Origin of the sequence: Leifsonia shinshuensis (genome assembly GCF_013410375.1) — a bacterium.
In the GTDB taxonomy this organism is placed as follows: Bacteria; Actinomycetota; Actinomycetes; order Actinomycetales; family Microbacteriaceae; genus Leifsonia; species Leifsonia shinshuensis.
Map to the genome: position 1 here is coordinate 3,346,141 of NZ_JACCFL010000001.1, position 21,112 is coordinate 3,367,252.

23 protein-coding genes are annotated in these 21,112 nt (G+C 71.3%); 13 read left to right on the forward strand and 10 right to left on the reverse strand.

The genetic code is table 11. The features are described from left to right. Positions 1-10: 10 nt before the first annotated feature. Both HNR13_RS16255 and HNR13_RS16260 read right to left on the reverse strand, forming a co-directional pair. Entirely contained in the window at positions 11-1,384 is a 1,374-nt protein-coding gene (locus tag HNR13_RS16255) for an aminotransferase class V-fold PLP-dependent enzyme (protein WP_179607458.1), read from the reverse strand. 144 nt (positions 1,385-1,528) lie between these two features. Beyond that, the gene (locus HNR13_RS16260) at positions 1,529-2,938 is read right to left on the reverse strand and encodes an amidase (protein WP_179609563.1); all 1,410 of its coding nucleotides are present in this window, start codon (positions 2,936-2,938) and stop codon (positions 1,529-1,531) included. A 107-nt stretch (positions 2,939-3,045) separates the two neighbouring features. On the opposite strand from HNR13_RS16260, the gene HNR13_RS16265 reads away from it, so the two are divergent. From HNR13_RS16265 to HNR13_RS16275, 3 genes are read left to right on the forward strand one after another with little or no spacing between them, the layout of a single operon-like run. Further along, on the forward strand, positions 3,046-3,408 hold the full coding sequence (locus HNR13_RS16265; protein WP_179607460.1) for a GntR family transcriptional regulator: 363 nt from the start codon (positions 3,046-3,048) through the stop codon (positions 3,406-3,408). Next, a complete protein-coding gene (locus tag HNR13_RS16270; RefSeq protein WP_179607462.1) occupies positions 3,405-4,322 on the forward strand; it encodes an ABC transporter ATP-binding protein in 918 nt (305 codons plus the stop codon). The genes HNR13_RS16265 and HNR13_RS16270 overlap by 4 nt, the downstream gene beginning before the upstream one ends. Continuing rightward, entirely contained in the window at positions 4,319-5,101 is a 783-nt protein-coding gene (locus HNR13_RS16275) for a hypothetical protein (RefSeq protein ID WP_246312794.1), read from the forward strand. The genes HNR13_RS16270 and HNR13_RS16275 overlap by 4 nt, the downstream gene beginning before the upstream one ends. Before the next feature lie 183 nt (positions 5,102-5,284). Here HNR13_RS16275 and HNR13_RS16280 read toward each other — a convergent pair whose 3' ends face one another. Both HNR13_RS16280 and HNR13_RS16285 read right to left on the reverse strand, forming a co-directional pair. Beyond that, positions 5,285-6,313: a hypothetical protein gene (locus tag HNR13_RS16280; RefSeq protein WP_179607464.1), complete on the reverse strand. Its 1,029-nt coding sequence runs from the start codon at positions 6,311-6,313 to the stop codon at positions 5,285-5,287. Positions 6,314-6,506: 193 nt separating this feature from the next. Further along, complete coding sequence (locus HNR13_RS16285) at positions 6,507-6,923, reverse strand: VOC family protein (protein ID WP_179607466.1); 417 nt, start codon at positions 6,921-6,923, stop codon at positions 6,507-6,509. Positions 6,924-6,956: 33 nt separating this feature from the next. Between HNR13_RS16285 and HNR13_RS16290 the strand changes: the two genes are divergently transcribed. Continuing rightward, positions 6,957-7,295: a DMT family transporter gene (locus HNR13_RS16290; RefSeq protein ID WP_343063586.1), complete on the forward strand. Its 339-nt coding sequence runs from the start codon at positions 6,957-6,959 to the stop codon at positions 7,293-7,295. 16 nt (positions 7,296-7,311) lie between these two features. On the opposite strand, the gene HNR13_RS16295 is transcribed toward HNR13_RS16290, so the two are convergent. The 5 genes from HNR13_RS16295 to HNR13_RS16315 are packed head-to-tail and all read right to left on the reverse strand — an operon-like array spanning position 7,312 to position 9,975. After that, positions 7,312-7,536 carry a hypothetical protein gene (locus HNR13_RS16295; RefSeq protein WP_179607468.1) on the reverse strand — a complete coding sequence of 75 codons (225 nt, stop codon included), beginning with the start codon at positions 7,534-7,536 and terminating at the stop codon, positions 7,312-7,314. A 1-nt stretch (position 7,537) separates the two neighbouring features. Then, entirely contained in the window at positions 7,538-8,086 is a 549-nt protein-coding gene (locus HNR13_RS16300; RefSeq protein WP_179607470.1) for a DUF2781 domain-containing protein, read from the reverse strand. 43 nt (positions 8,087-8,129) lie between these two features. Next, positions 8,130-8,708, reverse strand: coding sequence for a GNAT family N-acetyltransferase (locus tag HNR13_RS16305; RefSeq protein WP_179607472.1), 579 nt, complete (start codon positions 8,706-8,708; stop codon positions 8,130-8,132). 35 nt (positions 8,709-8,743) lie between these two features. After that, positions 8,744-9,436, reverse strand: coding sequence for a uracil-DNA glycosylase (locus tag HNR13_RS16310; protein ID WP_179607473.1), 693 nt, complete (start codon positions 9,434-9,436; stop codon positions 8,744-8,746). A gap of 17 nt (positions 9,437-9,453) precedes the next feature. After that, positions 9,454-9,975 (reverse strand): phosphoribosyltransferase family protein, encoded by a 522-nt coding sequence (locus HNR13_RS16315; RefSeq protein ID WP_179607475.1) that lies wholly within the window; start codon positions 9,973-9,975, stop codon positions 9,454-9,456. A gap of 42 nt (positions 9,976-10,017) precedes the next feature. Between HNR13_RS16315 and HNR13_RS16320 the strand changes: the two genes are divergently transcribed. Next, the gene (locus HNR13_RS16320; RefSeq protein ID WP_179607477.1) at positions 10,018-11,478 is read left to right on the forward strand and encodes an MFS transporter; all 1,461 of its coding nucleotides are present in this window, start codon (positions 10,018-10,020) and stop codon (positions 11,476-11,478) included. 23 nt (positions 11,479-11,501) lie between these two features. After that, complete coding sequence (locus HNR13_RS16325; protein WP_218881248.1) at positions 11,502-12,293, forward strand: nucleotidyltransferase domain-containing protein; 792 nt, start codon at positions 11,502-11,504, stop codon at positions 12,291-12,293. Between the two features lie 75 nt (positions 12,294-12,368). Here HNR13_RS16325 and HNR13_RS16330 read toward each other — a convergent pair whose 3' ends face one another. Further along, complete coding sequence (locus HNR13_RS16330) at positions 12,369-13,691, reverse strand: bifunctional o-acetylhomoserine/o-acetylserine sulfhydrylase (protein WP_179607479.1); 1,323 nt, start codon at positions 13,689-13,691, stop codon at positions 12,369-12,371. A gap of 130 nt (positions 13,692-13,821) precedes the next feature. Between HNR13_RS16330 and HNR13_RS16335 the strand changes: the two genes are divergently transcribed. The 7 genes from HNR13_RS16335 to HNR13_RS16365 all read left to right on the forward strand — a co-directional run bounded on the left by HNR13_RS16335 (position 13,822) and on the right by HNR13_RS16365 (position 21,111). After that, positions 13,822-14,598, forward strand: coding sequence for an SDR family oxidoreductase (locus HNR13_RS16335; protein WP_179607481.1), 777 nt, complete (start codon positions 13,822-13,824; stop codon positions 14,596-14,598). A 13-nt stretch (positions 14,599-14,611) separates the two neighbouring features. Beyond that, complete coding sequence (locus tag HNR13_RS21915; RefSeq protein ID WP_179607483.1) at positions 14,612-15,310, forward strand: ion channel; 699 nt, start codon at positions 14,612-14,614, stop codon at positions 15,308-15,310. A gap of 52 nt (positions 15,311-15,362) precedes the next feature. Then, positions 15,363-16,568, forward strand: coding sequence for a homoserine O-acetyltransferase MetX (gene metX, locus HNR13_RS16345; RefSeq protein ID WP_179607485.1), 1,206 nt, complete (start codon positions 15,363-15,365; stop codon positions 16,566-16,568). 16 nt (positions 16,569-16,584) lie between these two features. Then, positions 16,585-17,751, forward strand: coding sequence for a sensor histidine kinase (locus tag HNR13_RS16350; RefSeq protein ID WP_179607487.1), 1,167 nt, complete (start codon positions 16,585-16,587; stop codon positions 17,749-17,751). Then, entirely contained in the window at positions 17,748-19,049 is a 1,302-nt protein-coding gene (locus HNR13_RS16355; protein ID WP_343063587.1) for a hypothetical protein, read from the forward strand. Before HNR13_RS16350 ends, HNR13_RS16355 begins: the two co-directional genes overlap by 4 nt. 51 nt (positions 19,050-19,100) lie before the next feature. Further along, positions 19,101-19,754, forward strand: coding sequence for a response regulator (locus tag HNR13_RS16360; RefSeq protein ID WP_179607489.1), 654 nt, complete (start codon positions 19,101-19,103; stop codon positions 19,752-19,754). Between the two features lie 76 nt (positions 19,755-19,830). Next, the gene (locus HNR13_RS16365) at positions 19,831-21,111 is read left to right on the forward strand and encodes an MFS transporter (RefSeq protein ID WP_179607491.1); all 1,281 of its coding nucleotides are present in this window, start codon (positions 19,831-19,833) and stop codon (positions 21,109-21,111) included. Position 21,112: the final 1 nt, after the last annotated feature.

Here is a 21,112-nt window from a genome sequence, read left to right on the forward strand (position 1 = left end):
CCGCGACCGCCTAGGCCGTGACCGCCACGGCCTCCCGGACCGCCTGGACTGTCCGGGCGGCCTCGGCCGCGTCGGTGAGCCAGTTGCTGACCGAGAATCGCAGCACCGCCCGGCCGTGCCAGGCGGAGGGCGAGGCCAGGGCGACGCCGCCCGCCCGCAGCGCCTCCCCCACCCGACGGGTGCGCTCGTCGTCGCCGAAGGTCGCGCAGACCTGCGTGTAGACCACGTCGTTGAGCACGTGCGCTCCGGGGATACCCGCGAGGCCGTCCGCGATCGCCGTCGCAGCGTCGGCGAGGCCCTGGACGAGGCCGGCCACGCCCGCCCGTCCCAGCTGGGCCAGCGCCGCGTAGACCGGGACGCCGCGGGCGCGGCGGCTGAGCTCCGGCACCCGGTCCTCGGGGTCGGAGGCTCCCGCGTAGGCGGCGAGGTAGGCGGCGTGCTGCGCCAGCGACGCGTGCAGGACGCCAGGATCGGCGACGACGGCGACGCCGCTGTCGTACGGGACGTTGAGGGTCTTGTGCGCGTCGGTGGCCCAGGAGTCGGCGGCCGCCATCCCCTCGGTCAGGTGCCGGAGGCCCGGGGCCGCGGCGGCCCACAGCCCGAACGCGCCGTCGATGTGCACCCAGGCGCCCGCCGCGTGCGCCACCTCGATCGCGTCGGCGAGCGGGTCGAACGCCCCCGAGTGGACGTTGCCGGCCTGCAGCGCCACCACCGCGGGACCGTCCCCGTCGGCGAGCGCCTCCCGCAGCGCGTCCACGCGCATCCGGCCCTGGTCGTCGGCGGCGACCGGGCGGCCGGCGCCGAGCCCGGCCAGCACGGCGGCGCTGTCGACGGAGCCGTGGCGTTCGGCTCCGACGAGGAACCGCACCCGCGGCCCTCCCGCGAGGCCGTCGGTCCGGGCGTCCCAGCCCGCGCGGCGCAGGCTCTCGTCTCGGCCGCAGATCAGGCCGACCAGGTTCGCGACGGTCGCGCCGGTCACGAAACCGACCTCCGCGCCGCCGGGGAGGCCGAGCAGGTCGAGCAGCCACTCGGCGGCGAGCTCCTCCGCGGCGACCACTCCCGGCGTCACCGACCGGAGGGCGGAGTTCTGGTCCCATGCGGCGACCAGCCAGTCGGCGCCGAGCGCGACGGGCTGCGCCCCGCCGATCACCCAGCCGTGGAACCGCGGCGAGTGCATCCGGATCAGGCCGGGCTCGACGGCGGACGCCAGGTGGGTGAGGACGTCGGTGGCCGCAGGGCCGTGCCCGGGGAGCCGCCGGCCCAGCGCGTCCTTGACGGACTCGACGTCGGCCGTCGGCGGGATGGCCCCGTCGCGGACGCCGTCCAGCCATCGCCCGGCGAGCGCGGCGGCCTCGCCGAGCACCGGACGGAACTCATCGTCCACACCGGCAGGGTAGCCCTCCGGAGCCGGCGTCGACAACGGAGGAGAACCGGGCCGACACGCCGCGGTGGACCAGTCAGCGGAGGGAATCGGGGGCTGGGGAGGGGCGATCTCCTCCGGCAGCGACGGCCTCCGGGAGTGGCGGGGTCACCACAGCGGCGGCCGGCGGGTCTCCCAGTGGATGCGGCGCTCCAGCTGCGCGGCCAGCGAGAGCAGGGTGCGCTCGCCGCCCGGCCGCCCGATCAGCTGCACTCCCATCGGGAGGCCGTCCTGGGTCTCCGCCACCGGCAGCACGATCGCGGGCAGCCCGGTGACGTTGAGCATCGACGTGAACGGCGTGTAGAGCACCTGCTGCTCGAAGTTCCGCTCGCCGTCCTCCTGGTCGTACCAGCCGAGCGGCCGCGGCGTGAGCGCGAGCGCCGGCGTCAGCACCGCGTCGTACGACGCCAGCTGCCGGATGAAGGAGCGCTCGTACGCGGTGAGCGCGCTCAGCGCCTCGCTCAGCTCTCGGGCGAGGATGGTCCGCCCGCGCTGCACCAGCCACGCCGTGAGCGGCTCCAGCAAGGCGAGCGCCTCCCCCTCGGCGGGAATGCGCGCGGCGCCGGCCTGCCAGATGGTCCGGAACGCCGGCGCGTAGGTCGGGTCGGGCTCCAGCGCCGTCTCCTCGACGCCGTGGCCCATCGCCGCGAACGCCTCGACCGCCGCATCGAGCGCCGACCGGGCCTCGGGCGAGATCACGATGTCGTAGGCGTCGTCCCAGGCAGAGGTCGTCATGACGCCCAGCTGGAACCGGCCCTCCCCGCGGATCGCCGTGCCGAGGAACGGCCCGTCGTCCTCGTAGGGCGCGCGCAGTGTGTAGTGGTGGTCGATGCGGCCGCCGACCTTCGCGATCATCCCGTCCAGCAGCAGGGCGGCGTCGGTGGTGGTCCGGGCGAGCGGGCCGTCCACGACGAGTCCCGCGAGCGAGTCGATCCCGCTGCCGGCGGGGACGAGGCCGCGCGACGGCTTCAGCCCGACCAGGCCGCAGGCGGCGGCCGGGATGCGGATCGAGCCGCCGCCGTCGGAGCCGGGCGCGAACGGCAGCATCCCGCTCGCCACCGCGACGGCCGCTCCCCCGCTCGACCCGCCGGCGCCGAGTCCGGAGTCCCAGGGGTTGCGGGCGGGCGGGGCCGCGAGCGACTCGGTGTAGGCGGGGAGGCCGAACTCCGGGGCGTTGGTCTTGCCCAGGCTCACCGCGCCCGCGGCGTCCAGGGTCTCCACGATCTCGTCGGAGCGGTCGGGGACGAAGCCCGCCATCACCCGGGAGCCGAAGCCGGCGGGGACGCCCGCGCGCAGCCAGAGGTCCTTGTCGCCTGAGGGCAGACCCCACAGCGGAGCGGTCTTCGGCACCCGCTCGGCGACCTCGTCCGCCCGTTCCAGCGCGCGCTCGCGCGTGACGGTGACGAACGCGCCAAGCTGCGGGTTCAGCCGCTCGATGCGGTCCAGGTAGTGGGTGGCCAGCTCCCGGGGCGACACCCGCCCTGCCTGCAGTTCCTGCCACAACGCCAGCGCCGTCATCTCATGGAGTTCCACGGGTCCACGCTATGCCCTCGAGACAGAGCCTTGACAAAATAGAAGCATTGTTGCTTACTTAGTTACATGACTAATGAACCCATGAGGTTCGGATGATCGAAGAAGGCAAGCCGATCTTCGTCCAGATCGCCGAGCAGATCGAGAACGACATCATCGACGGCGTCTACCCGCCCGAGACCCAGGTGCCGTCCACGAACGAGTTCGCGGCCTTCTACCGGATCAACCCGGCCACGGCCGGCAAAGGCGTCAACCTCCTCGTCGACGAGGGGATCCTCTACAAGAAACGAGGCATCGGCATGTTCGTCTCCGACGGCGCGCGCGAACGGCTCGTCGCCAAACGGCGCGACGCCTTCCGCGACGAATACCTCCGGCCCCTGCTCGCCGAGGCGGCGAAGCTCGGGATCGGCCCCGACCAGCTCAGCCAGATGATCCAGAAGGAAGGTGTCAGCGCATGAGCCAGGCCCCCGCCCCGACCTCCATCGCTCCAGCGGTGCAGGTGTCGGGGGTGACCAAGCGGTTCGGATCGTTCACCGCGATCGACGACGTCTCCGTCACCATCAAGCCCGGCCGCATCCACGGCCTCCTCGGCCGCAACGGCGCAGGCAAGACCACGCTGATGCAGCTCATCACCGGACAGGACTTCGTCACGGCCGGCGACATCCGGGTCTTCGGCGAGAAGCCCACCGAGAACGCGCACGTCCTGAAGAGCATCTGCTTCATCAAGGAGAGCCAGCGCTACCCGGAGGACTTCCAGCCCCGGCACGTCTTCCGCAGTGCGCCGTGGTTCTTCGAGAACTGGGACGCGGACTTCGCCGACCGTCTGATCGAGGAGTTCCGGCTCCCGCTGAACCGGCGGATCAAGAAGCTCTCCCGCGGGCAGCTCTCCGCCGTCGGCGTCATCGTCGGCCTGGCCTCCCGCGCCCCGCTGACGTTCTTCGACGAGCCGTACCTGGGGCTCGACGCGGTCGCCCGGCAGCTGTTCTACGACCGGCTCCTGGAGGACTTCGCGGAGCACCCGCGCACGGTCGTCCTCTCCACCCACCTGATCGACGAGGTCGCCAACCTCCTCGAGCACGTCATCGTCATCGATCAGGGTCGCATCCTGATGGACGACGACGCCGAGACCCTGCGCACGTCGGCGACCACCGTGGTCGGCCCGCGCGGCGCCGTGGACGCCTTCGTCGCGCGCCGCGAGGTGCTGCACCGCGACGGGATCGGCGGCCTGGCCTCCGTGACCGTCTCCGGGCTCGGAAGCGCCGAGCGCGCCGAGGCCGCCGCCGCGGGATTGGAGCTGGCCCCGGTCTCCCTCCAGCAACTCATCGTCCGCAAGACCAACGTCCGTGAGACAGAATTCGAGCAGAGCGCATGACCACCCTCTCGCAGACCCCCGGCGCGCCGGCACTGCACACCTCCCCGGGCGCCGCCGCGCGCACCTGGCGCATCGTCCGGCTGAACCTCGTCAACAAGTGGACGACGATCTACGTGCCGGTGATGATCATGTTCTTCATCTGGCTGGTGAACTGGCTGATCTGGTGGATCATCTGGGGCGCCACCGCCCCGGCCGACCGCGCGAAGGCGCTGGACGGCACGCAATGGAGCGGCGGAGCGTTCTACATCTTCGTCTACATGCTGGTGGTCGGCATCCAGGTCATCTCGGCCACCTTCCCGTTCGCGCTCGGCTACAGCGTGACGCGGCGCGACTTCTCCCTCGGCTCCGGCCTCACCTTCCTGCTGCTGTCGGCCGGCTACGCGCTGGGCTTCGCGGTGCTGTCGATGGTCGAGGAGTGGACGAACGGCTGGGGACTCGGCGGCCACCTGTTCACGTCGGTGTACTTCGCGGGCGAGTCGTTCGCGGGGCGGCTGTTCATCGTCTTCAGCGGGATGCTGTTCTTCTTCGCGATCGGGGCGTTCTCGGCGGCACTGTTCATGCGGTGGCGGCTGTACGGAGTGCTCGCGGTGGTCGCGGCGCTGGTGCTGCTCCTCGTCGGCGGCGCCGCGCTGATCACCTTCACCGCCAGCTGGCCGGCGGTCGGCGCCTGGTTCGCCGCCAACGGACCGCTCGGGGTCACGGCGTGGCTGCTGGTCCCGACGGCGCTGGCCGCGCTGGCCGGGTTCGCGGTGCTCGGGAGGGCGACGCCACGGAGTTGAGGGGAACGGCGCCGCGACGACCGGCGGACATGGACGTGGCCGGGAGCCCTGCTCCCGGCCACGATTTGTGCCATCGGCCTCACTCGGCCGACCCGCCACGCGGGCCGTCCGACGATGTCGTCGACGTCAGCCTAGGTCGCCGCGGAACTCCGCGATCGGATCCGCAGGAGACTCATAGAAGGCTCAGGACAGGTTCGCAATGACTTCGCGCCCAAGCCGCTCGAGCACGGCCGGCGAGGCGCCGGAGAGCTGCAGCCAGCTGTTCTTCACCTTCACGTCGAGGTACTGGACCGGGCTGCCCGGACCGCTCGGCAGGACGTCCCGGAACGTCGAGAGGTAGGCGGCATCGCCGAGCCCCGGGACGGGCGTGATGTCGCCCGTGCCCGGCAGGGGTGCGCGCTTGGCGTCGTCGTAGTAGCTCGCGCCTCCCGGAAGCACCGCGATGGCGACGCCGGCCGTGTTGTCCGACGCGTTGAAGTCCGTCCAGTAGGAGCCGCTGAGCTGGGCGGAGGCGAGCTGCGTGGTCGTGTACTCGCCGCCCTCCTCCTTCGGGGTGTTCACAGAGGCGACGCCGAGTGCGGCGGCGATCCGATCGAGCGGGAGGAAGCCGTCCGGCGCGGTGACCCCGCGCAGGCTCCCGCCCGCCGGCTGCCACAGCGGCGCGGGCGCGCCCAGGCGACCGACGACGGCGGTCGCGTTCGTGAATACCGTTCGGACCGCTGCCTCGTCGAGCGCGGCGCGATCGAGGACCCGCACGCTCCCGATCACCTGGTAGTCGCCCACGATCGCGCCGAACTCGCAGAACGCGGCCGAGCCGGACCAGTCCAGGCAGCCGAAGTAGTGGTCGTCGTCGACGGGCACTCCCGCGGTGTTCGCGAAGACGCCGAAAGCGTCGTTGGCACCGAGCGTCGGGAGCACTCCCACGAACACGTCCGGGGCGAGCCACGGCGTGTCTTTCGCCGCCTCCCCGCGGTACTCGCAGGTGAGCCCACCGGCTCGCAGGTCCGCGTATTGGACCGCGCCGCGGGTGGCGGGCGTCCACTCATGCTGCTGGACCGCCGCCCCGGCCGCAGCCGTCGCGGATGCGGCCGAAGGAGGGCGTCGCACGTCGTCGCCACCCGCAGGGCCGGCGCCGACGCCACGGTCGCCGTCGGAGTGGGAGTGCTCGGCCGGCCGGGCGCCGTCGGCGCGGCCGGGCTCGGTGCGGCGCATGCCGTCAGCAGCCCGAGCAGGACGAGCGCCGCCCCTGATGCGCCGACGACCGGCGCGCGAAAAACCTTCATCGAATCCCGCGACTCGTACCGTGCAGCGCCGTCTGGTCGGTCGCTGCGTGATCGAATCCTAGGGCCGCCTGCGAGACAGCGCCGCCGCGTATGCCCGAATCGTGATGAGCATGCCCGAATCGTTATGCGCCGTCGTCGCCCAGCTCCTGGAACACCGTCACCTGGAGGTCCGCCGGCGTCGCCAGGCGCGAGTTCAGCGAGTTCCACGGCGTCACCGTCGGAGGCGCGATCAGCTCGGCGCCGGCCTCCACCAGCCGCGCGGTGACCGTGCGCCCGTCGTCGACCTCGAACGCCAGCCGGATGCGGGGAGCGACCGGACGGCCGACCTCCACGTCGTCGATCATGGCCTTCTGCTCCGGGTTCGCGAGCTCCAGCGTCGCCCGGCCGGCGTCGAGGATGGCGACCCGCGCACCGCCGTCGCCGGCGAAGCTGGCCTGCTCGGGCAGCCCGAGCACGTCGCGGAAGAACGCGAGCGCCTCGTCGTAGTCCTCGGCCTCCACCACGATGCGCAACTGCCGCACCGGTGCTGTGTCGTCCATCCGCTGTGCTCCTCCGATCGATACCGTGGTCCCGTGCTGGGTTACATCTTCCTCGCCATCGCCATCGTGACCGAGGTCGTGGCGACGACCTTCCTGAAGTTCACGTCGGGCGACAACCCCAAGTGGTGGGCGTTCGCGATCGTGGTCGTCGGCTACGTCGCCTCCTTCGTCGCGCTGTCGCAGTCGCTGTCGCGCGGCGTGCCGCTCGGCGTCGCCTACGCGATCTGGTCGGCCGTCGGAGTCGCCGTCATCGCCGTCATCTCCTGGGTGTTCTTCAAGGAGTCCCTGACCTGGGTGCAGATCCTCGGCCTGGTGCTGCTGATCGGCGGCGTCGGCCTGCTGGAGCTGGGCGGCCGGCACCCGGCTGCGTGAACCGGCGGCGCCCGCCTCAGCCGACGAACGCGGCGAGCGCGTCGTCGATGGTGCGCGCGGGCGAGACCCACGCGAACATCGCGCCAGGCCCGTCGGGGACGTAGTCGCCGCCTGCGCCGCGCGTCACGGTTCCCAGCAGTCTCCCGCGGCCGGGCTCGGCGTCCTCGTCCTCGTAGGAGTGGTCGTAGACGGTGAACAGGTCGCCGTCCTCGTAGACGGACAGGTCTTCCAGCAGCGGCATCTCAGAACCTCCTGGTGAACGGCATCGGCTTGCGCATCCGGATGAGCAGCAGCAGCGGCACCAGCACGTAGGGGCCGTTGTAGAGCAGGAAGACGACCGGGTTCGGGGTGCGCTCCCCCACCGGCCCGAAGAACTCGACGCCGAAGATCGGGATGGCCGTCAGGCTGATGATCATCGTCGCGTAGATCACGCAGTAGAGCTGGATCCAGTTGAGCCCCTTGACCAGGCACACGATGAGCAGGATGTAGAACGGCAGGTACACGAACGCGCTCGTGCCGGTGATGAACCGCAGCCACAGCGCCTCGTGCTGGTACAGCGGGTCGTACTGCGACGAGTAAGTGTAGTTCCACTGCGCGAGGATGTTGGTCGTCGTCGCGGTCTGCGGGATCCCGAGCGTCGGGATGGCGTCGCTGATGACGCAGGTCAGGCTGAACAGCGAGAACATCACGACGAAGAAGATGTCGAACGGACGCTTTCGGAGCGGGAGGTTCGCGGGCGTCGCCGGGGCGGCGGAGGCGACCTCGCCGGGGTGCGGGGTGGCGGTGGTCACGGACCACACCCTAGCGGCGCGGCCGGCCGACTTGAAGGATCGGCTACTTCAGCGACTTCTGCATCAGCACCGTCCCCAGCCAGCGGTCGAACTTGTAGCCGACGCGGCCCATGCGGCCGATCTCGGTGAAGCCGAAGTTCTCGTGCATCTTGATCGAGGCCTCGGCGCCCTTGTCGGCGATGACCGCGATCATCTCCTTCAGGCCGGCCGCCTTCGAGCGGTCGATCAGTTCCTGCATCAGGATCGGGCCGAGGCCCTTGCCGGTGGACGCCGCGCCCAGGTAGATCGAGTTCTCGACCGTGAAACGGTAGGCGCGCTTCTGCTTCCACGGCGACACCAGGGCGTAGCCGAGGATCTGCCCGCTGGGCGACTCGGCCACGATGAACGGCATCCCGAGCTTGTGCAGGTACGCGAACTTGCTCTTCCACTCCCTCAGCGTCATGGCGTCCTCGTCGAAGGTGACGGTGCTGTTCGCGACGTAGTGGTTGTAGATCTCACGGACGTGCGGGAGGTCCTCCGCGCGCGCCTCGCGGATGCTGTACTCGAACGGCGCCTCCGCGGGCTCCGGCTTGCGCAGGTGCCGCGGCAGCACCCGGCGTGTCTCGTATTCCTCTTCCAGCACCGTTCCAGGGTACGTCGTCGCACGTTTCGGCGGCGTTACGGTTCCAGCGACCAGTCCACCGGCTTCTCGCCCGCCCGCTCCAGCAGGGCGTTCGCGCGGGAGAACGGGCGCGACCCGAAGAAGCCGCGGGACGCCGACAGCGGGCTCGGGTGCGGGGACTCGATGACCGGGTTGCCGCCGAGCATCGGCTTCAGGGTGGCGGCGTCCCTCCCCCAGAGGATGCTCACGAACGGGCGGCCGCGCGCGACCAGGGCGCGGATCGCGTGCTCGGTCACGGGCTCCCAGCCCTTGCCGCGGTGCGAGGCGGGAGCGCCCGGACGCACGGTCAGCACCCTGTTCAGGAGCATCACGCCGTGGCCGGCCCAGGCGCTCAGATCGCCGTGCGGCGGCGGGACCACGCCGAGGTCGTCGCGCAGCTCGCGGTAGATGTTCTGCAGGCTGCGCGGGATCGGGCGCACGTGGCGCTCGACCGCGAACGAGAGGCCGATCGGGTGCCCCGGCGTCGGGTACGGGTCCTGCCCGACGATCAGCACCCGCACGTCCGCGAACGGCGCGCGGAACGCCCGCAGCACGTTGTCGCCGGCGGGCAGATACGGCCTCCCCGCCGCGACCTCGGCGCGCAGGAAGTCGCCCATCCCGGCGATGCGGTCGGCGACCGGGGCGAGCGCTTGCGCCCAGCCCGGATCCATCGACCCGTCGGCGGCGAGCTCCGCCAGCGTCTTCACCATGGGCGCGGCGGTCCCGCTCAGTGGCCGGAGGCCGTCACCGGCGGCAGCGCCGACCACGGGAACGTGATCCACCGGTCCGTGCGGCGCCAGACGAAGTCGGGGTCCAGGACGGTGCGCGGCTTGGAGTACAGGCACACCGTGCGCACGTCGGCGCCGGAGGCCGCGATCAGGTCGACGACCATCGCCAGGGTGCGGCCGGAGTCGGAGACGTCGTCCACCAGCAGCACGCGCTTGGCCTCCAGGGCGGAGGAGTCGAGCATCGGCGGGAGGAGGACCGGCTCGGGCAGCCGGGTGTCGACGCCGGTGTAGAACTCGACGTTCAGGGCGCCGCAGGCCTTGATGCCGAGGGCGTAGGAGATGGCGCCGGCGAGCAGGAGGCCGCCGCGCGCGATGGCCACGACCATGTCGGGCTCGAAGCCGGACTCGACCACCTCACCCGCCAGGTGACGGGCCGCGTCGCCGAACTCGAGCCAGCCCAGGACCTCCCGTTCCGTCTCTTCGAGGACGTCTGCACCTGAATCGTCGAGTTCGCTGGCCACACATCTACCGTACAAGGGCACGGCAGGTGCTAGCATCCGCGCATGACTTCGGAGAACACGGTCGCCCAGCGTCGGGCGGCCACTGCGATCGGCGCGACCGCTGCGCTGATCGGCTGGCTCGCGCTGGTCGAGCTCACCAGCGGCATCCTGCAGGGCTACTACGTGCCGCTGATCTCCGACATCGTCAAGCATCTGGGCATCCACGACGCCGACTACAACTGGTTCGAGGCCGCCCAGCTGCTGCTCTCCGCCCTCGTCGTCCCCGTGCTCGCCAAGCTCGGCGACATGTTCGGGCACAAGCGCATCCTGCTGGTCGCGACCGTGCTCACCGCGCTGTCCAGCTGGGCGCTCGCCTTCTCGCACGACTTCACGACGTACCTCATCGCCTTCGCGCTGCAGGGCTTCTACGTGGTCTGGCTGCCGCTGGAGATCGCGCTGATCTTCGACCGCGGCCGCCGCACGAACACCGCGGCGTCGCGCACCCGGCGCGCCGCCGGCCTGCTCGTGGTGGCCCTGGAGTTCGGCGCCATCGTCGGCGCGATCGGCGCCGGGCTGCTCTTCGACGCGCTCGGCCAGAACGTGACGACCACCCTCATGGTGCCCGCCGCCGCGGTCACGCTCGTGTTCTTCGCGATCCTGTTCGGCGTCCCGGAGTCGGAGCCGGTCCGCGGCCGGACCCTGGACGGCGTCGGCTTCGTCCTGCTGACCCTCGCCCTCCTGCTCATCACCTCCGGCCTGACGTTCCTCCGCATCGACGGGGTCGGCACCTGGTGGGTCTGGGCGCTGATCGTCCTCGGCGTCCTCGCGTTCATCCCCTTCGGCCGCTGGGAGCTCAGGCAGAAGGACCCGGCGATCGACCTGCGCGTGCTGCGGCAGCCGAACATGTGGCCGGTGCAGCTCACCGCCGGCCTGATCGGGATCAGCCTGCTCGGCGCCCAGGCCCCGCTCAGCACCTACGCGGGCACCGACCCCGTGAACGGCTACGGCCTCGGGCTGAGCGCCGGGCAGCGCAGCATCCTGATCGGCGCGTACCTCATCTCGATGATCGTCGGTGCGGTGCTCTTCCCGGTCGTCTCGTCGTGGCTGAGCCCGCGCGTGACGCTGATCGGGGCGTCGTTCCTGGTGGCGATCGGGTACCTGCTCTTCCTGCCGTTCCACCTGGAGACCTGGCAGGTGTTCACCAACATGGCGATCGCGGGCATCGGCTCCGGCGCCCTGGTCGGGGCGCTCCCCGCCGCTGCGGCGGCCGCCGCCCCGCGCGGGCAGACCGGCGTCGCGACCGCGATGACGAACACGACCAAGACGATCGGCGGCTCGTTCGCGTCCGCCGTCTTCGGCGTCGTGCTGCTCACCGGCGCCGCGACCGTCACGGCGACCGCGGCGAGCCTGTTCGGCTACATGCTGGTCTGGACCATCTGCGGGCTCGGCGCACTGGTGGCCGCCGTGCTGCTGTTCTTCGTGCCGCGCCTGGCCTTCGCCGACGCGGAGGCGACGATCGTCTGACAGGACCCGATCAGAGGGGGATCATGGACACGCAGCTACCGCCGCAGGTCGGCGAGGCACTCACCCGATTTCTTCTCGAGCAACGGCGTCTCGCCCCCGGCCTGGTCAGCCGCGCCGTCGTCACCGGATCCGCGGCGACCGGCGACTGGCACGACGGCGTCAGCGACATCGACGTGGTGTTCGTCGTCACCCGCGACCCGGTGGACGACCTCCCGGCGCTCGCTCCCCTGCACGCCGAGTCGTCGCCGCACATCGACGGGGTCTATCTCACCGAGGCGGAGATCGCCCGCGGACCCGACCAGGTGGAGGCGGCGCCGCAGGTGGTGGAGGGCGTGCTGCTGAGCGCCCTCGCCGGCGGCAGCCTGACCTGGGCGACCTGGCGGGAGCTGGAGGACGGCGTGCAGGGCGTCGTGGACGGCGGCGATGTGATCTGGACGCCGACCGCGGACCGGCACCCGGACACTGCGACGCACCTGGCGACCCGCGCCCGCAGCGACCTCATCGACTTCTGGGAGCCGGTCGGCGACAGCGCCGAGGCCGAGCTCGCCGACCGCGGACCGGACGACCCGGTGCGCCCGGAGACGGTGCGCTGGCTGGCCCTCAGCCCCATCCGCCTGGTGGAGACGATGGAGTCCGGCCGCATCGTCTCCAAGACCGACGCCGCCCGAGCGGCCGCGGCCCGCTGGCCGGAGCACGCCGACCTCCTCGACCGCGCCGTGCGCGACCGCGCGGGCGAGCGGCAGACCTTCGTCACCGCCGACGCCCGGCAAGCCATCGCCCTCCTCCGCCAGTGCGTGGCCCTCGCCCGCCGCTGACCCGTGCGACGAAACGTGAGTCGTTGCGGATTCCAGGTCACTGGTTTCCGCAACGACTCACGTTTCGATGGAGGGTTAGACGCGGGCGGCGTCGGCTACGGCTCGGGCGGCGGCCAGGCCGGCGGAGAGGTCGGCCTTGAGGTCGTCGATGTTCTCCAGGCCGACCGAGAGGCGCACCAGGCCCGGCGTGACGCCCGCGGTGAGCTGCTGCTCCGGGGTCAGCTGGGAGTGCGTGGTCGACGCCGGGTGGATGACCAGGCTGCGCACGTCGCCGATGTTGGCGAGGTGGCTGAACAGCTTCAGGCTGTCGACGAGGGCCGCGCCCGCGTCCACGCCGCCCTTGAGCTCGAACGACAGCACCGCGCCGACGCCCTTCGGGGCGTACTTGTTCGCGGCGGCGTACCACGGGCTGGTCGGCAGGCCGGAGTAGTTCACGGAGGCCACGTCGGGGTGGGCCTCCAGGAACTCCGCGATCTCCTGCGCGTTCTGGGTGTGCCGCTCGACGCGCAGCGAGAGGGTCTCGATGCCCTGGATGAGCTGCCAGGCGCTGGCCGGCGCGATCGCCGAGCCGAGGTCGCGGAGCAGCTGCACGCGGGCCTTGATGATGTAGGCGAGGCCGTCGCCGACCGCGGCCGTGTAGACGGCGCCGTGGTACGACGGGTCCGGCTGGGTGAGGCCGGGGAACTTGTCGGCGTTCTTCGACCACTCGAACTTCCCGCCGTCGACGACGACGCCGCCGATGACCGTGCCGTGGCCGCCGAGGAACTTGGTGGCCGAGTGCACGATGATGTCGGCGCCGTGCTCGAACGGGCGGATCAGGTACGGGGTCGCGATCGTGTTGTCCACGATCAGCGGAACGCCGGCCTCGTGCGCGACGTCGGCGACGAGGGCGATGTCGAGGATGTTGATCTTCGGGTTGCCGATGGTCTCCGCGAAGAACAGCTTGGTGTTCGGGCGGACGGCGCGGCGCCACTCCTCGGCGTCGTCCTGGTTCTCCACGAACGTCGTCTCGATGCCGAGCTTCGCCAGCGTGTACTTGAACAGGTTGTAGGTGCCGCCGTAGATCGAGCTGGAGGACACGATGTGGTCGCCGGCCTGGGCGATGTTCAGCACCGCGAAGGTCTCCGCCGCCTGGCCGGACGCGACGAGGAGGGCGCCGGTGCCCCCTTCGAGCGCGGCGACGCGCTCCTCGACGACCGCCTGGGTCGGGTTCTGGATGCGGGTGTAGATGTTTCCGAACTCGGCGAGCGCGAACAGGTTCTTCGCGTGCTGCGCGTTGTTGAAGACGTAGGAGGTCGTCTGGTAGATCGGCGTGGCGCGCGCGTTGGTGACGGGGTCCGGCGCGGCGCCGCTGTGGATCTGCTTGGTCTCGAACTGCCAGTCGGCGGCGTCGGTCATGGCTTGAGCTCCTTGTTCGGGTGATGGCCTTCGGGTGGTGTCACCGAAAGGTGGTCGCTCACACGCTAGACTCGCGGCCGCGCGCGGGCAACGTGCCCGAAACATGCCGTAACCCGTGAGAATAGGCAGCATGAGCAGCAGACGTGTGGTCGTGACGGGAGCGAGTTCGGGGATCGGTGCGGCGACGGTCCGCCTGTTCCGCGAGCGGGGCTGGGAGGTCGTCGGTGTCGCCCGCCGACAGGAGCGCCTGGACGAGCTCGCGGCCGAGACCGGCGCCGAGGTCTTCGCCGCCGACCTGACCCGCCAGGAGGACGTGGACGCGCTGCGCGACCACCTCGCCGCGACCGGCCCGATCCACGCCCTGGTCAACAACGCGGGCGGCGCCAAGGGGCTCGACTCGGTGGAGGCCTCCAGCGTGGACGACTGGGTCTGGATGTACGAGATCAACGTCATCGGGACCAAGCGCGTGATCAGCGCGCTGCTCCCGCTGCTGCGCGACGGCGCGCGGGCGACCGGGCACGCCGACATCGTCAACCTCACCTCCATCGCCGGCCTCAACGCCTACGTGGGCGGCGGCGGGTACAACGCGGCGAAGTTCGCCGAGCACGCCCTCACCGAGGTGCTGCGCCTGGAGCTGAACGGCGAGCCGATCCGCGTGGTCGAGGTCGCGCCGGGCATGGTCGCCACCGAGGAGTTCTCGCTGGTCCGCTTCGGCGGCGACAAGGACAAGCGCGACGCCGTCTACGAGGACGTCCCGGAGCCGCTGACCGCCGAGGACGTCGCGGAGACCATCGTGCACGCGCTCGAGCTGCCGCGGCACGTCGACCTCGACCTGATCGTGGTGAAGCCGGTCGCGCAGGCGGCCTCCTACCGGTTCGCCAAGGGCGAGTTGACGGTCAAGGGCTGACGGGACGGCGACGGTGGCGGACGACGCGAAGCGCAAGCGCTGGGAGGCGGCCACGGTGTGGCCGGGCGTCGTCTCGAGCGTCGTCTTCCTGGTCGCCTACTCGTGGACCGTCCTCGAGCCGAACATGGGGAGGCTGCTCTACAGCGTTCTCATCACACTGCTCGCGCTGATCTGGGTCGCCTTCCTGGTCGACTACGTGGTGCGCTTCCGGCTCGCGGAGGACAAGCGGAGCTTCGTGAAGCACAACGTCGTGGATCTGCTGTCGGTGCTGATCCCGGTCGCGCGCCCGTTCCGGCTGATCGCCGACCTGTTCCGGCTCCCGAGCCTCCGCGGCGGCAGCGGGAGCCACCTGCGCCGGCGCATCCTGATCGTCGCCGGCACGTTCGTGGTGATGTTCATCTACGTCATCTCGCTCGCCGTGTACCAGGTCGAGCGCTACGCGCCCGGCTCGAATATCCACTCGTTCGGCGACTCGCTGTGGTGGGCGTGCGTGACGATGGCGACCGTGGGCTACGGCGACTACTACCCGGTCACGGTCACCGGCCGCTTGCTCGCCATCGTGCTGATGATCGGCGGCATCGCGATCGTCGGCACCGCGAGCGCGACCATCGTCAACTACCTCAGCGAGCAGACCCAGCAGGCCAGGGAGCGGCGGGCGCGGGAGCACCGGCCGGCGGACCGGGCCGACCGCGAGGCGGACGACGAGGACTAGCCCCGGGCGTAACACTGAGCCGCCCGGTCCCGCGCTCGGGGAGAATGGGCCCATGGAGTGGCAGACCTCGGCGGACACGGCACCCTCGAGCTTCATCACGGAGGCTCAGGCGCGGTCGCTGCTCGGCAAGCCCGCGGCGAGCGGGGCGTGGAAGGAGTCCGACCCGCCGGGGTCGCGGTCCTTCGCCGGCATCGGCGCCTTCGCGTTCGAGAGCGGCGAGAGTCTTCCGTTCGTCCGGGTCGCCTACGAGACGTGGGGCGAGCTGTCCGAGGCGCGCGACAACGCCGTGCTCGTGCTGCACGCGCTGACCGGCGACAGCCACGCCGTCGGCGCCTCCGGTCCCGGACATCCCACGGCCGGCTGGTGGCAGGGGATCATCGGCCCGGGGAAGGCGATCGACACCGACCGCTGGTTCGTCGTCGTCCCGAACATGCTGGGCGGCTGCCAGGGCACCACCGGCCCCGCCTCGATCGCACCGGACGGCGCCGAGTGGGGCCCGCGCTTCCCATTCACGACCATCCGCGACCAGGTCAACGCGCAGGCCGCGTTCTCCGACGCGATCGGCGTGGACCGCTGGGCCGCCGTCATCGGCGGCTCGATGGGCGGCATGCAGGCGCTGGAGTGGGCCGTGACCTTCCCGGAGCGGGTGGAACGGCTCGCCGTGCTCGCGGCTCCGCCGTTCTCCACCGCCGACCAGATCGCGCTCAACTCCGTGCAGATCGAGGCCGTGCGCACCGACCCGCTCTTCCACGGCGGCTACTACTACGACGAGAAGGACGGCGAGGGCCCGCACCGCGGGCTGGCGCTGGCCAGGAGGATGGCGCTGCTCAACTACCGCAGCCCGTCCGAGCTCAACGAGCGCTTCGAGCGCGCGTGGCAGAGCGGGATCAGCCCGCTCGGCGGCGGCGGCCGGTTCGCGGTGGAGTCGTACCTCGACTTCCACGGCAACAAGTTCACCCGCCGTTTCGACGCGAACAGCTACCTGACGCTGGTCGAGGCGATGAACTCCCACGATGTCGGCCGCGGACGCGGCGGCCTCGTGGCCGCGCTCTCCCGCGTGACGGCGCGCACCCTGGTGGTCGGCATCGACAGCGACCGGCTGTTCCCGTTGGAGGGCCAGCAGCTCATCGCCTCCCACCTCCCGGACACGATCGACGGTAGAGTTCCGGTGGTGATCCGCTCCGACTTCGGTCACGACGGATTCCTGATCGAGGACGACGCGGTCAGCGAGCAGCTGAGGAGGCTGCTGGCGGCATAGAGGGGAACGGAGGGGCATGTCGCGCATCCAGAAGGAGCGTGATCGGCTACTCGCCACCACCGCCCGCACCGTCGGCCTCACCGCCACGGCGACGACGCTGTTCACCCTCAGCGTGCCGGGGACCATCCCGCTGCCGCTCTACTTCGCCTCGCTGGTGCTGCTGACCTGCATGGGCGTCGCCCAGTTCCAGCTCGCCACCCTCAGCCGCCTGACGGTCTGGATGTGCGTGATCGTCGTCGCGGGGGTCGGGCTGATCCTGCTGCACCTGCTGCCGATGGCGCAGCTCGGGCCGTCGGCGGTGACCACGATCGGCGTCATCGGCGCCGTCGGCATCGCCAGCGTCTCGGTCATCGCGCCGACCTCCCGCGCCCGCACGCTGCTGGCGATCACGGCAGGCGCCCTCACGATCGCCGCGACGGTGAGCACGCTGGCCGCCACCGGGTCCCGGCTCGCCGAGGTGCTGATCTTCATCGCCGCCGGCTGGGTCGCGCTCACCGCGACCGGCATCTGGCTCTCGCGCACGGTGCCGCGCACCCTCAAGCGCATCTCCACGATGAGCCGCGCCTACCGGGTCGAGCGCCAGGCGAGCGAGACGGAGGCCCGCCGCCGCCAGGGCGCCCGGCTCCTGCACGACACCGTGCTCGCCACCCTCACCCTGCTGGCGCACTCCGGCGTCGGCGTCGGCGTCGGCGCGCTGCGCGAGCAGGCCGCCGAGGACGCCGCGCTGCTCCGCCAGCTGCGGCTCGGCTTCACCCCCGACCCGACGCGCTCCGGCGACTACCGGCTCAAGCCCGTGGAGGAGTCGACGCTCGGCAACACGCTCGAGTCGGTCAAGCAGCGCTTCCGCCGGATGGGGCTGGAGGTCAACTGGCACGGCGCCGGCCAGGTGCTGCTGCCCAGTGACGTCCTCGACTCGTTCCTGCTCGCCCTCGGCGAGTGCCTGGAGAACGTGCGCAGGCACTCCGGCGTGAACGAGGCGCACGTGACCATCACCGACGACGAGACCACGGTGCGCGCGATGGTCACCGACGCGGGCAAGGGCTTCGACGTCGCCAGCATCGAGGAGGGCAGGCTCGGCTTCACCGAGTCGATCGTCGCCCGCCTGCGCGACGTCGGGGGCAACGCCCGGCTGTTCTCGTCCCCGGGCAGCGGGACCACGGTGGTGCTGGAGGTGCCCAAGTGAGCCGGAACGACCGCACCATCCCGATCTCGCGCGGGATCCTGAACGGGCGCGGACCCGGATCGTCGCGGGCGCGGTCGAAAGCGGGCGCCACGGGGACGGCCGCGCTCGCTGCGGGCGCCCTCCCCCGCGGCCGGCAGGAGCGCGACGCGCTGGGCCGGGCACGGCTCGACCTCGGCTTCAACATCGCCTCGATCGCGCTCATCGCGTTCCTGTTCGCGATCATGCTGATCACCGCGCCGTACTACCCGGAGCTGCCGTTGAGCCTGGCCGCCTGGGGCATCCTGATCGTGACGCTGGTGACCGCGCTGGTCCTGCGCTTCCGCCTGCCCGACCTGCTGCCGGACGCGCTGTTCGCCGCCGCACTCGTGCTGTGGGCCGCCGTCGTCGTGCTCGACATCCTCGGCACGGCGTCCCCGAACGGATGGTTCCCGCTGACCGCCGCCGCCTCGGTCGGGCCAGCGCTGCTGCTCTGCGTCCCCGTCCGGCCCGCGCGCGACATCCTGATCGCGACGGCCGCGCTCGGCGTCGCCCTCGCGGTCGTCCTGCTGCTGCGGTCGTTCGGCGACATCCAGATGCTCGGCCCCGGCATCGCGACCGTGGCCATCGCGGTCGCCCCTCCCCTGGTCGGCGTCGAGGTCGTGCGCTCGCTCCGCACGCTCGTCCAGCTGGAGCTGGACCTCGTGCAGGTGCAGAGCACCGTGTCGTCGCCGGGCTACGCGGTCGGGATGATGGCCTCGGAGGAGCTCGCCAGGCTCGACCTCGCGGCCGAGCGGCTGCTCGACGGCGTCGCGACCGGCCGCACCGCGCTCCCGCTCGACGAGGCGACGGCCGACCAGGCGGCCTCCATCGCCACCGAGCTGCGCCTGCACCTCATCCAGGGCCGCAAGGAGACCTGGCTCTACCACGCGGTCACCGAGTCCGCCCTGCTCGGCCCGACGGTGACCCTCACCGACCCGGACGGCCTCGCCGCCGGCCTCACGCGCGACCAGCGCGACGGCCTGCTGACCGCGGTGTGGCTGCTCATCAGCGACCCGGTGCGTTCGGGGGCCGGCCAGGCCCGCAGTCTCACCCTCGACATCGAGCGGGCCGCAGGGCCGCAGGTCGCCGCGGGGTCGGCCGTGGCGACCGGTGCCACAATGGCTATCGTGATCACGACCACCGGTGTGCCGCGAAACGGGGTAGACCCTGCGGCGTGGCAAGCTATCCGTAAGGTGGGACGCCACACCGAGTCGTTCAGCGACTCGGCGCTGCGCATCGAGATCACCACCGTGAGCGACACCACGGCCGAGCCGGTCTGACCCGAACCGGCACACCAGGAAGACCGGTCACACCGGAAGAAAGGGCTGCTCATGAGCGAGACTCCCCCTATCAGGATCGCCATCGTCGACGATCACAAGATGCTCCTCGGCGCACTCACCGAGTGGATCCGGGGCGCCGCCGACGACATCCGCATGGTCGCGGCCGTCGCGAGCTGGCCGGAGCTGCTGACCCACCCCGAGTTCCCGGTGGACGTCGTGCTCCTCGACCTCGACCTCAAAGACAACATCCCGATCTCGCTCAAGCTGTCGACGCTGAAGACGACCGGTGTGCGCACCGTGCTGATGAGCACCTACTCCGAGCCCGCCGTCGTGCGCGAGGCGCTGGCCGCCGGCGCGCTCGGCTACCTGGTGAAGAGCGAGGACGCCGAGATGATCGTGGAGGCCATCCGCGCCGCCAGCAAGGGCGAGTCCTTCATCTCCGCCGAGCTCGACCTCGCCCTCAACGCGGGCGAGCTGGGCGGCGCGCCGAAGCTCAGCGCCCAGGAGCGCCGGGTGATGGCTCTGTACGGCGCGGGCGAGCCGGTGAAGGCCGTCGCCTTCCAGCTGGGGATCTCGGACGAGACCGCCAAGAGCTACCTCAAGCGCATCCGCGAGAAGTACCGCGTGGCCGGCTACGACGTCGGCACGAAGGTGGCGCTGCGCAAGCGCGCCATCCAGGACGGCATCCTGCTGCAGAACGACTGACGCGCGCTGCGTCTGTTCGCGTCGCGGTAACGCGAGTGAAACGTTACGGTCGAAACGATTCGACTAGACTGACACGGTGAACCCGGTTATCGACGGGCCGACGACGTTGTCGCCGGCCCGTACTCGTCTTGCGCTCCTGGCGCTCGCCCTCGGCGGCTTCGGCATCGGCTCGACCGAATTCGTCGCGATGGGCCTGCTGCCGAACATCGCCCACGACCTGCTGCCCCAGCTCTACGCGGCCTCCCCCACCGCCGCGAACGCGCAGGCCGGCTGGATCATCTCGGCGTACGCGCTCGGCGTCGTCGTGGGCGCCCCGACCATCGCGGCCGTCGCCGCGCGCTGGCCGCGCAAGAAGCTGCTGCTCTGGCTGCTGGTCGCGTTCACCGTCGGCACCATCGCGTCGGCGCTCGCCCCGACGTTCCAGCTCGTGCTGGTCGCCCGGTTCCTCTCCGCGCTGCCGCACGGCGCCTACTTCGGCATCGCCTCGCTCGTGGCCGCCTCCCTGATGGGGCCGGGCAAGCGCGGCCAGGGCGTCGCGTTCGTCCTCTCGGGACTCACCATCGCCAACGTCATCGGCGTCCCGTTCATCACCTGGATCGGGCAGACCCACGGCTGGCGCATCGCCTACATCGTCGTCGCCGCGATCTTCGCCCTCACTTTCGTCGCGGTCGCCCTGCTCGTGCCGTGGCAGGCGGGCGACCCGAGGGCCACGCTGCGCAACGAGCTCAAGGCGTTCACCCGGCTGCAGGTCTGGCTGGCCCTGCTGATCGGCGCGATCGGCTTCGGCGGCTTCTTCGCGGTGTACACGTATGTGGCGCCGATGGTCACGACGATCACCGGGCTGCCGGCGTCGGCGGTGCCGCTCGTCCTCATCCTGATCGGCGTCGGGATGACGGTCGGCAACATCCTCGGCGGCCGCATGGCCGACCGCAGCGTGGAGCGCGGGATGCTGCTGTTCTTCGCGATCATGCTGGCCGGGCTGGCTGCGCTGTTCTTCAGCGCTCAGCTGCTCGCCGGCCTGCTGATCTCCGTGTTCGTGATCGCCCTGGCCGCCTCCGCGCTGTCGCCGATGATCCAGACGCGCCTGATGGACGTCGCGCACGACAGCCAGTCGATCGCGGCCGCGCTGAACCACTCGGCGCTCAACATCGCCAACGCGTCCGGCGCCTTCCTCGGCGGCCTGACCATCGCAGCCGGCTTCGGCTACCTGTCACCGATCGTGGTCGGCGCGATCCTCGCCGTGGCGGGCATCGTCCTCGCACTGGTGTCGTTCGGGATCGACCGCTCGCGCATCCGGCGCGGCGTGGACACCGGTGTCGTGCACGCGCAGCGGCCCGACCCGGTGCCGATCGACTAGC

Excerpts from the sequence above, each read along its gene's own strand:
- HNR13_RS16260 (WP_179609563.1), bottom strand. The coding sequence starts at position 2,938 with ATGACGGCGCTGGCGTTGTGGCAGGAACTGCAGGCAGGGCGGGTGTCG.
- HNR13_RS16265 (WP_179607460.1), top strand. The coding sequence starts at position 3,046 with ATGATCGAAGAAGGCAAGCCGATCTTCGTCCAGATCGCCGAGCAGATC.
- HNR13_RS16270 (WP_179607462.1), top strand. The coding sequence starts at position 3,405 with ATGAGCCAGGCCCCCGCCCCGACCTCCATCGCTCCAGCGGTGCAGGTG.
- HNR13_RS16275 (WP_246312794.1), top strand. The coding sequence starts at position 4,319 with ATGACCACCCTCTCGCAGACCCCCGGCGCGCCGGCACTGCACACCTCC.
- HNR13_RS16280 (WP_179607464.1), bottom strand. The coding sequence starts at position 6,313 with ATGCGCCGCACCGAGCCCGGCCGCGCCGACGGCGCCCGGCCGGCCGAG.
- HNR13_RS16285 (WP_179607466.1), bottom strand. The coding sequence starts at position 6,923 with ATGGACGACACAGCACCGGTGCGGCAGTTGCGCATCGTGGTGGAGGCC.
- HNR13_RS16295 (WP_179607468.1), bottom strand. The coding sequence starts at position 7,536 with ATGCCGCTGCTGGAAGACCTGTCCGTCTACGAGGACGGCGACCTGTTC.
- HNR13_RS16310 (WP_179607473.1), bottom strand. The coding sequence starts at position 9,436 with ATGGTGAAGACGCTGGCGGAGCTCGCCGCCGACGGGTCGATGGATCCG.
- HNR13_RS16320 (WP_179607477.1), top strand. The coding sequence starts at position 10,018 with ATGACTTCGGAGAACACGGTCGCCCAGCGTCGGGCGGCCACTGCGATC.
- HNR13_RS16325 (WP_218881248.1), top strand. The coding sequence starts at position 11,502 with ATGGACACGCAGCTACCGCCGCAGGTCGGCGAGGCACTCACCCGATTT.
- HNR13_RS16330 (WP_179607479.1), bottom strand. The coding sequence starts at position 13,691 with ATGACCGACGCCGCCGACTGGCAGTTCGAGACCAAGCAGATCCACAGC.
- HNR13_RS16335 (WP_179607481.1), top strand. The coding sequence starts at position 13,822 with ATGAGCAGCAGACGTGTGGTCGTGACGGGAGCGAGTTCGGGGATCGGT.
- metX (WP_179607485.1), top strand. The coding sequence starts at position 15,363 with ATGGAGTGGCAGACCTCGGCGGACACGGCACCCTCGAGCTTCATCACG.
- HNR13_RS16350 (WP_179607487.1), top strand. The coding sequence starts at position 16,585 with ATGTCGCGCATCCAGAAGGAGCGTGATCGGCTACTCGCCACCACCGCC.
- HNR13_RS16360 (WP_179607489.1), top strand. The coding sequence starts at position 19,101 with ATGAGCGAGACTCCCCCTATCAGGATCGCCATCGTCGACGATCACAAG.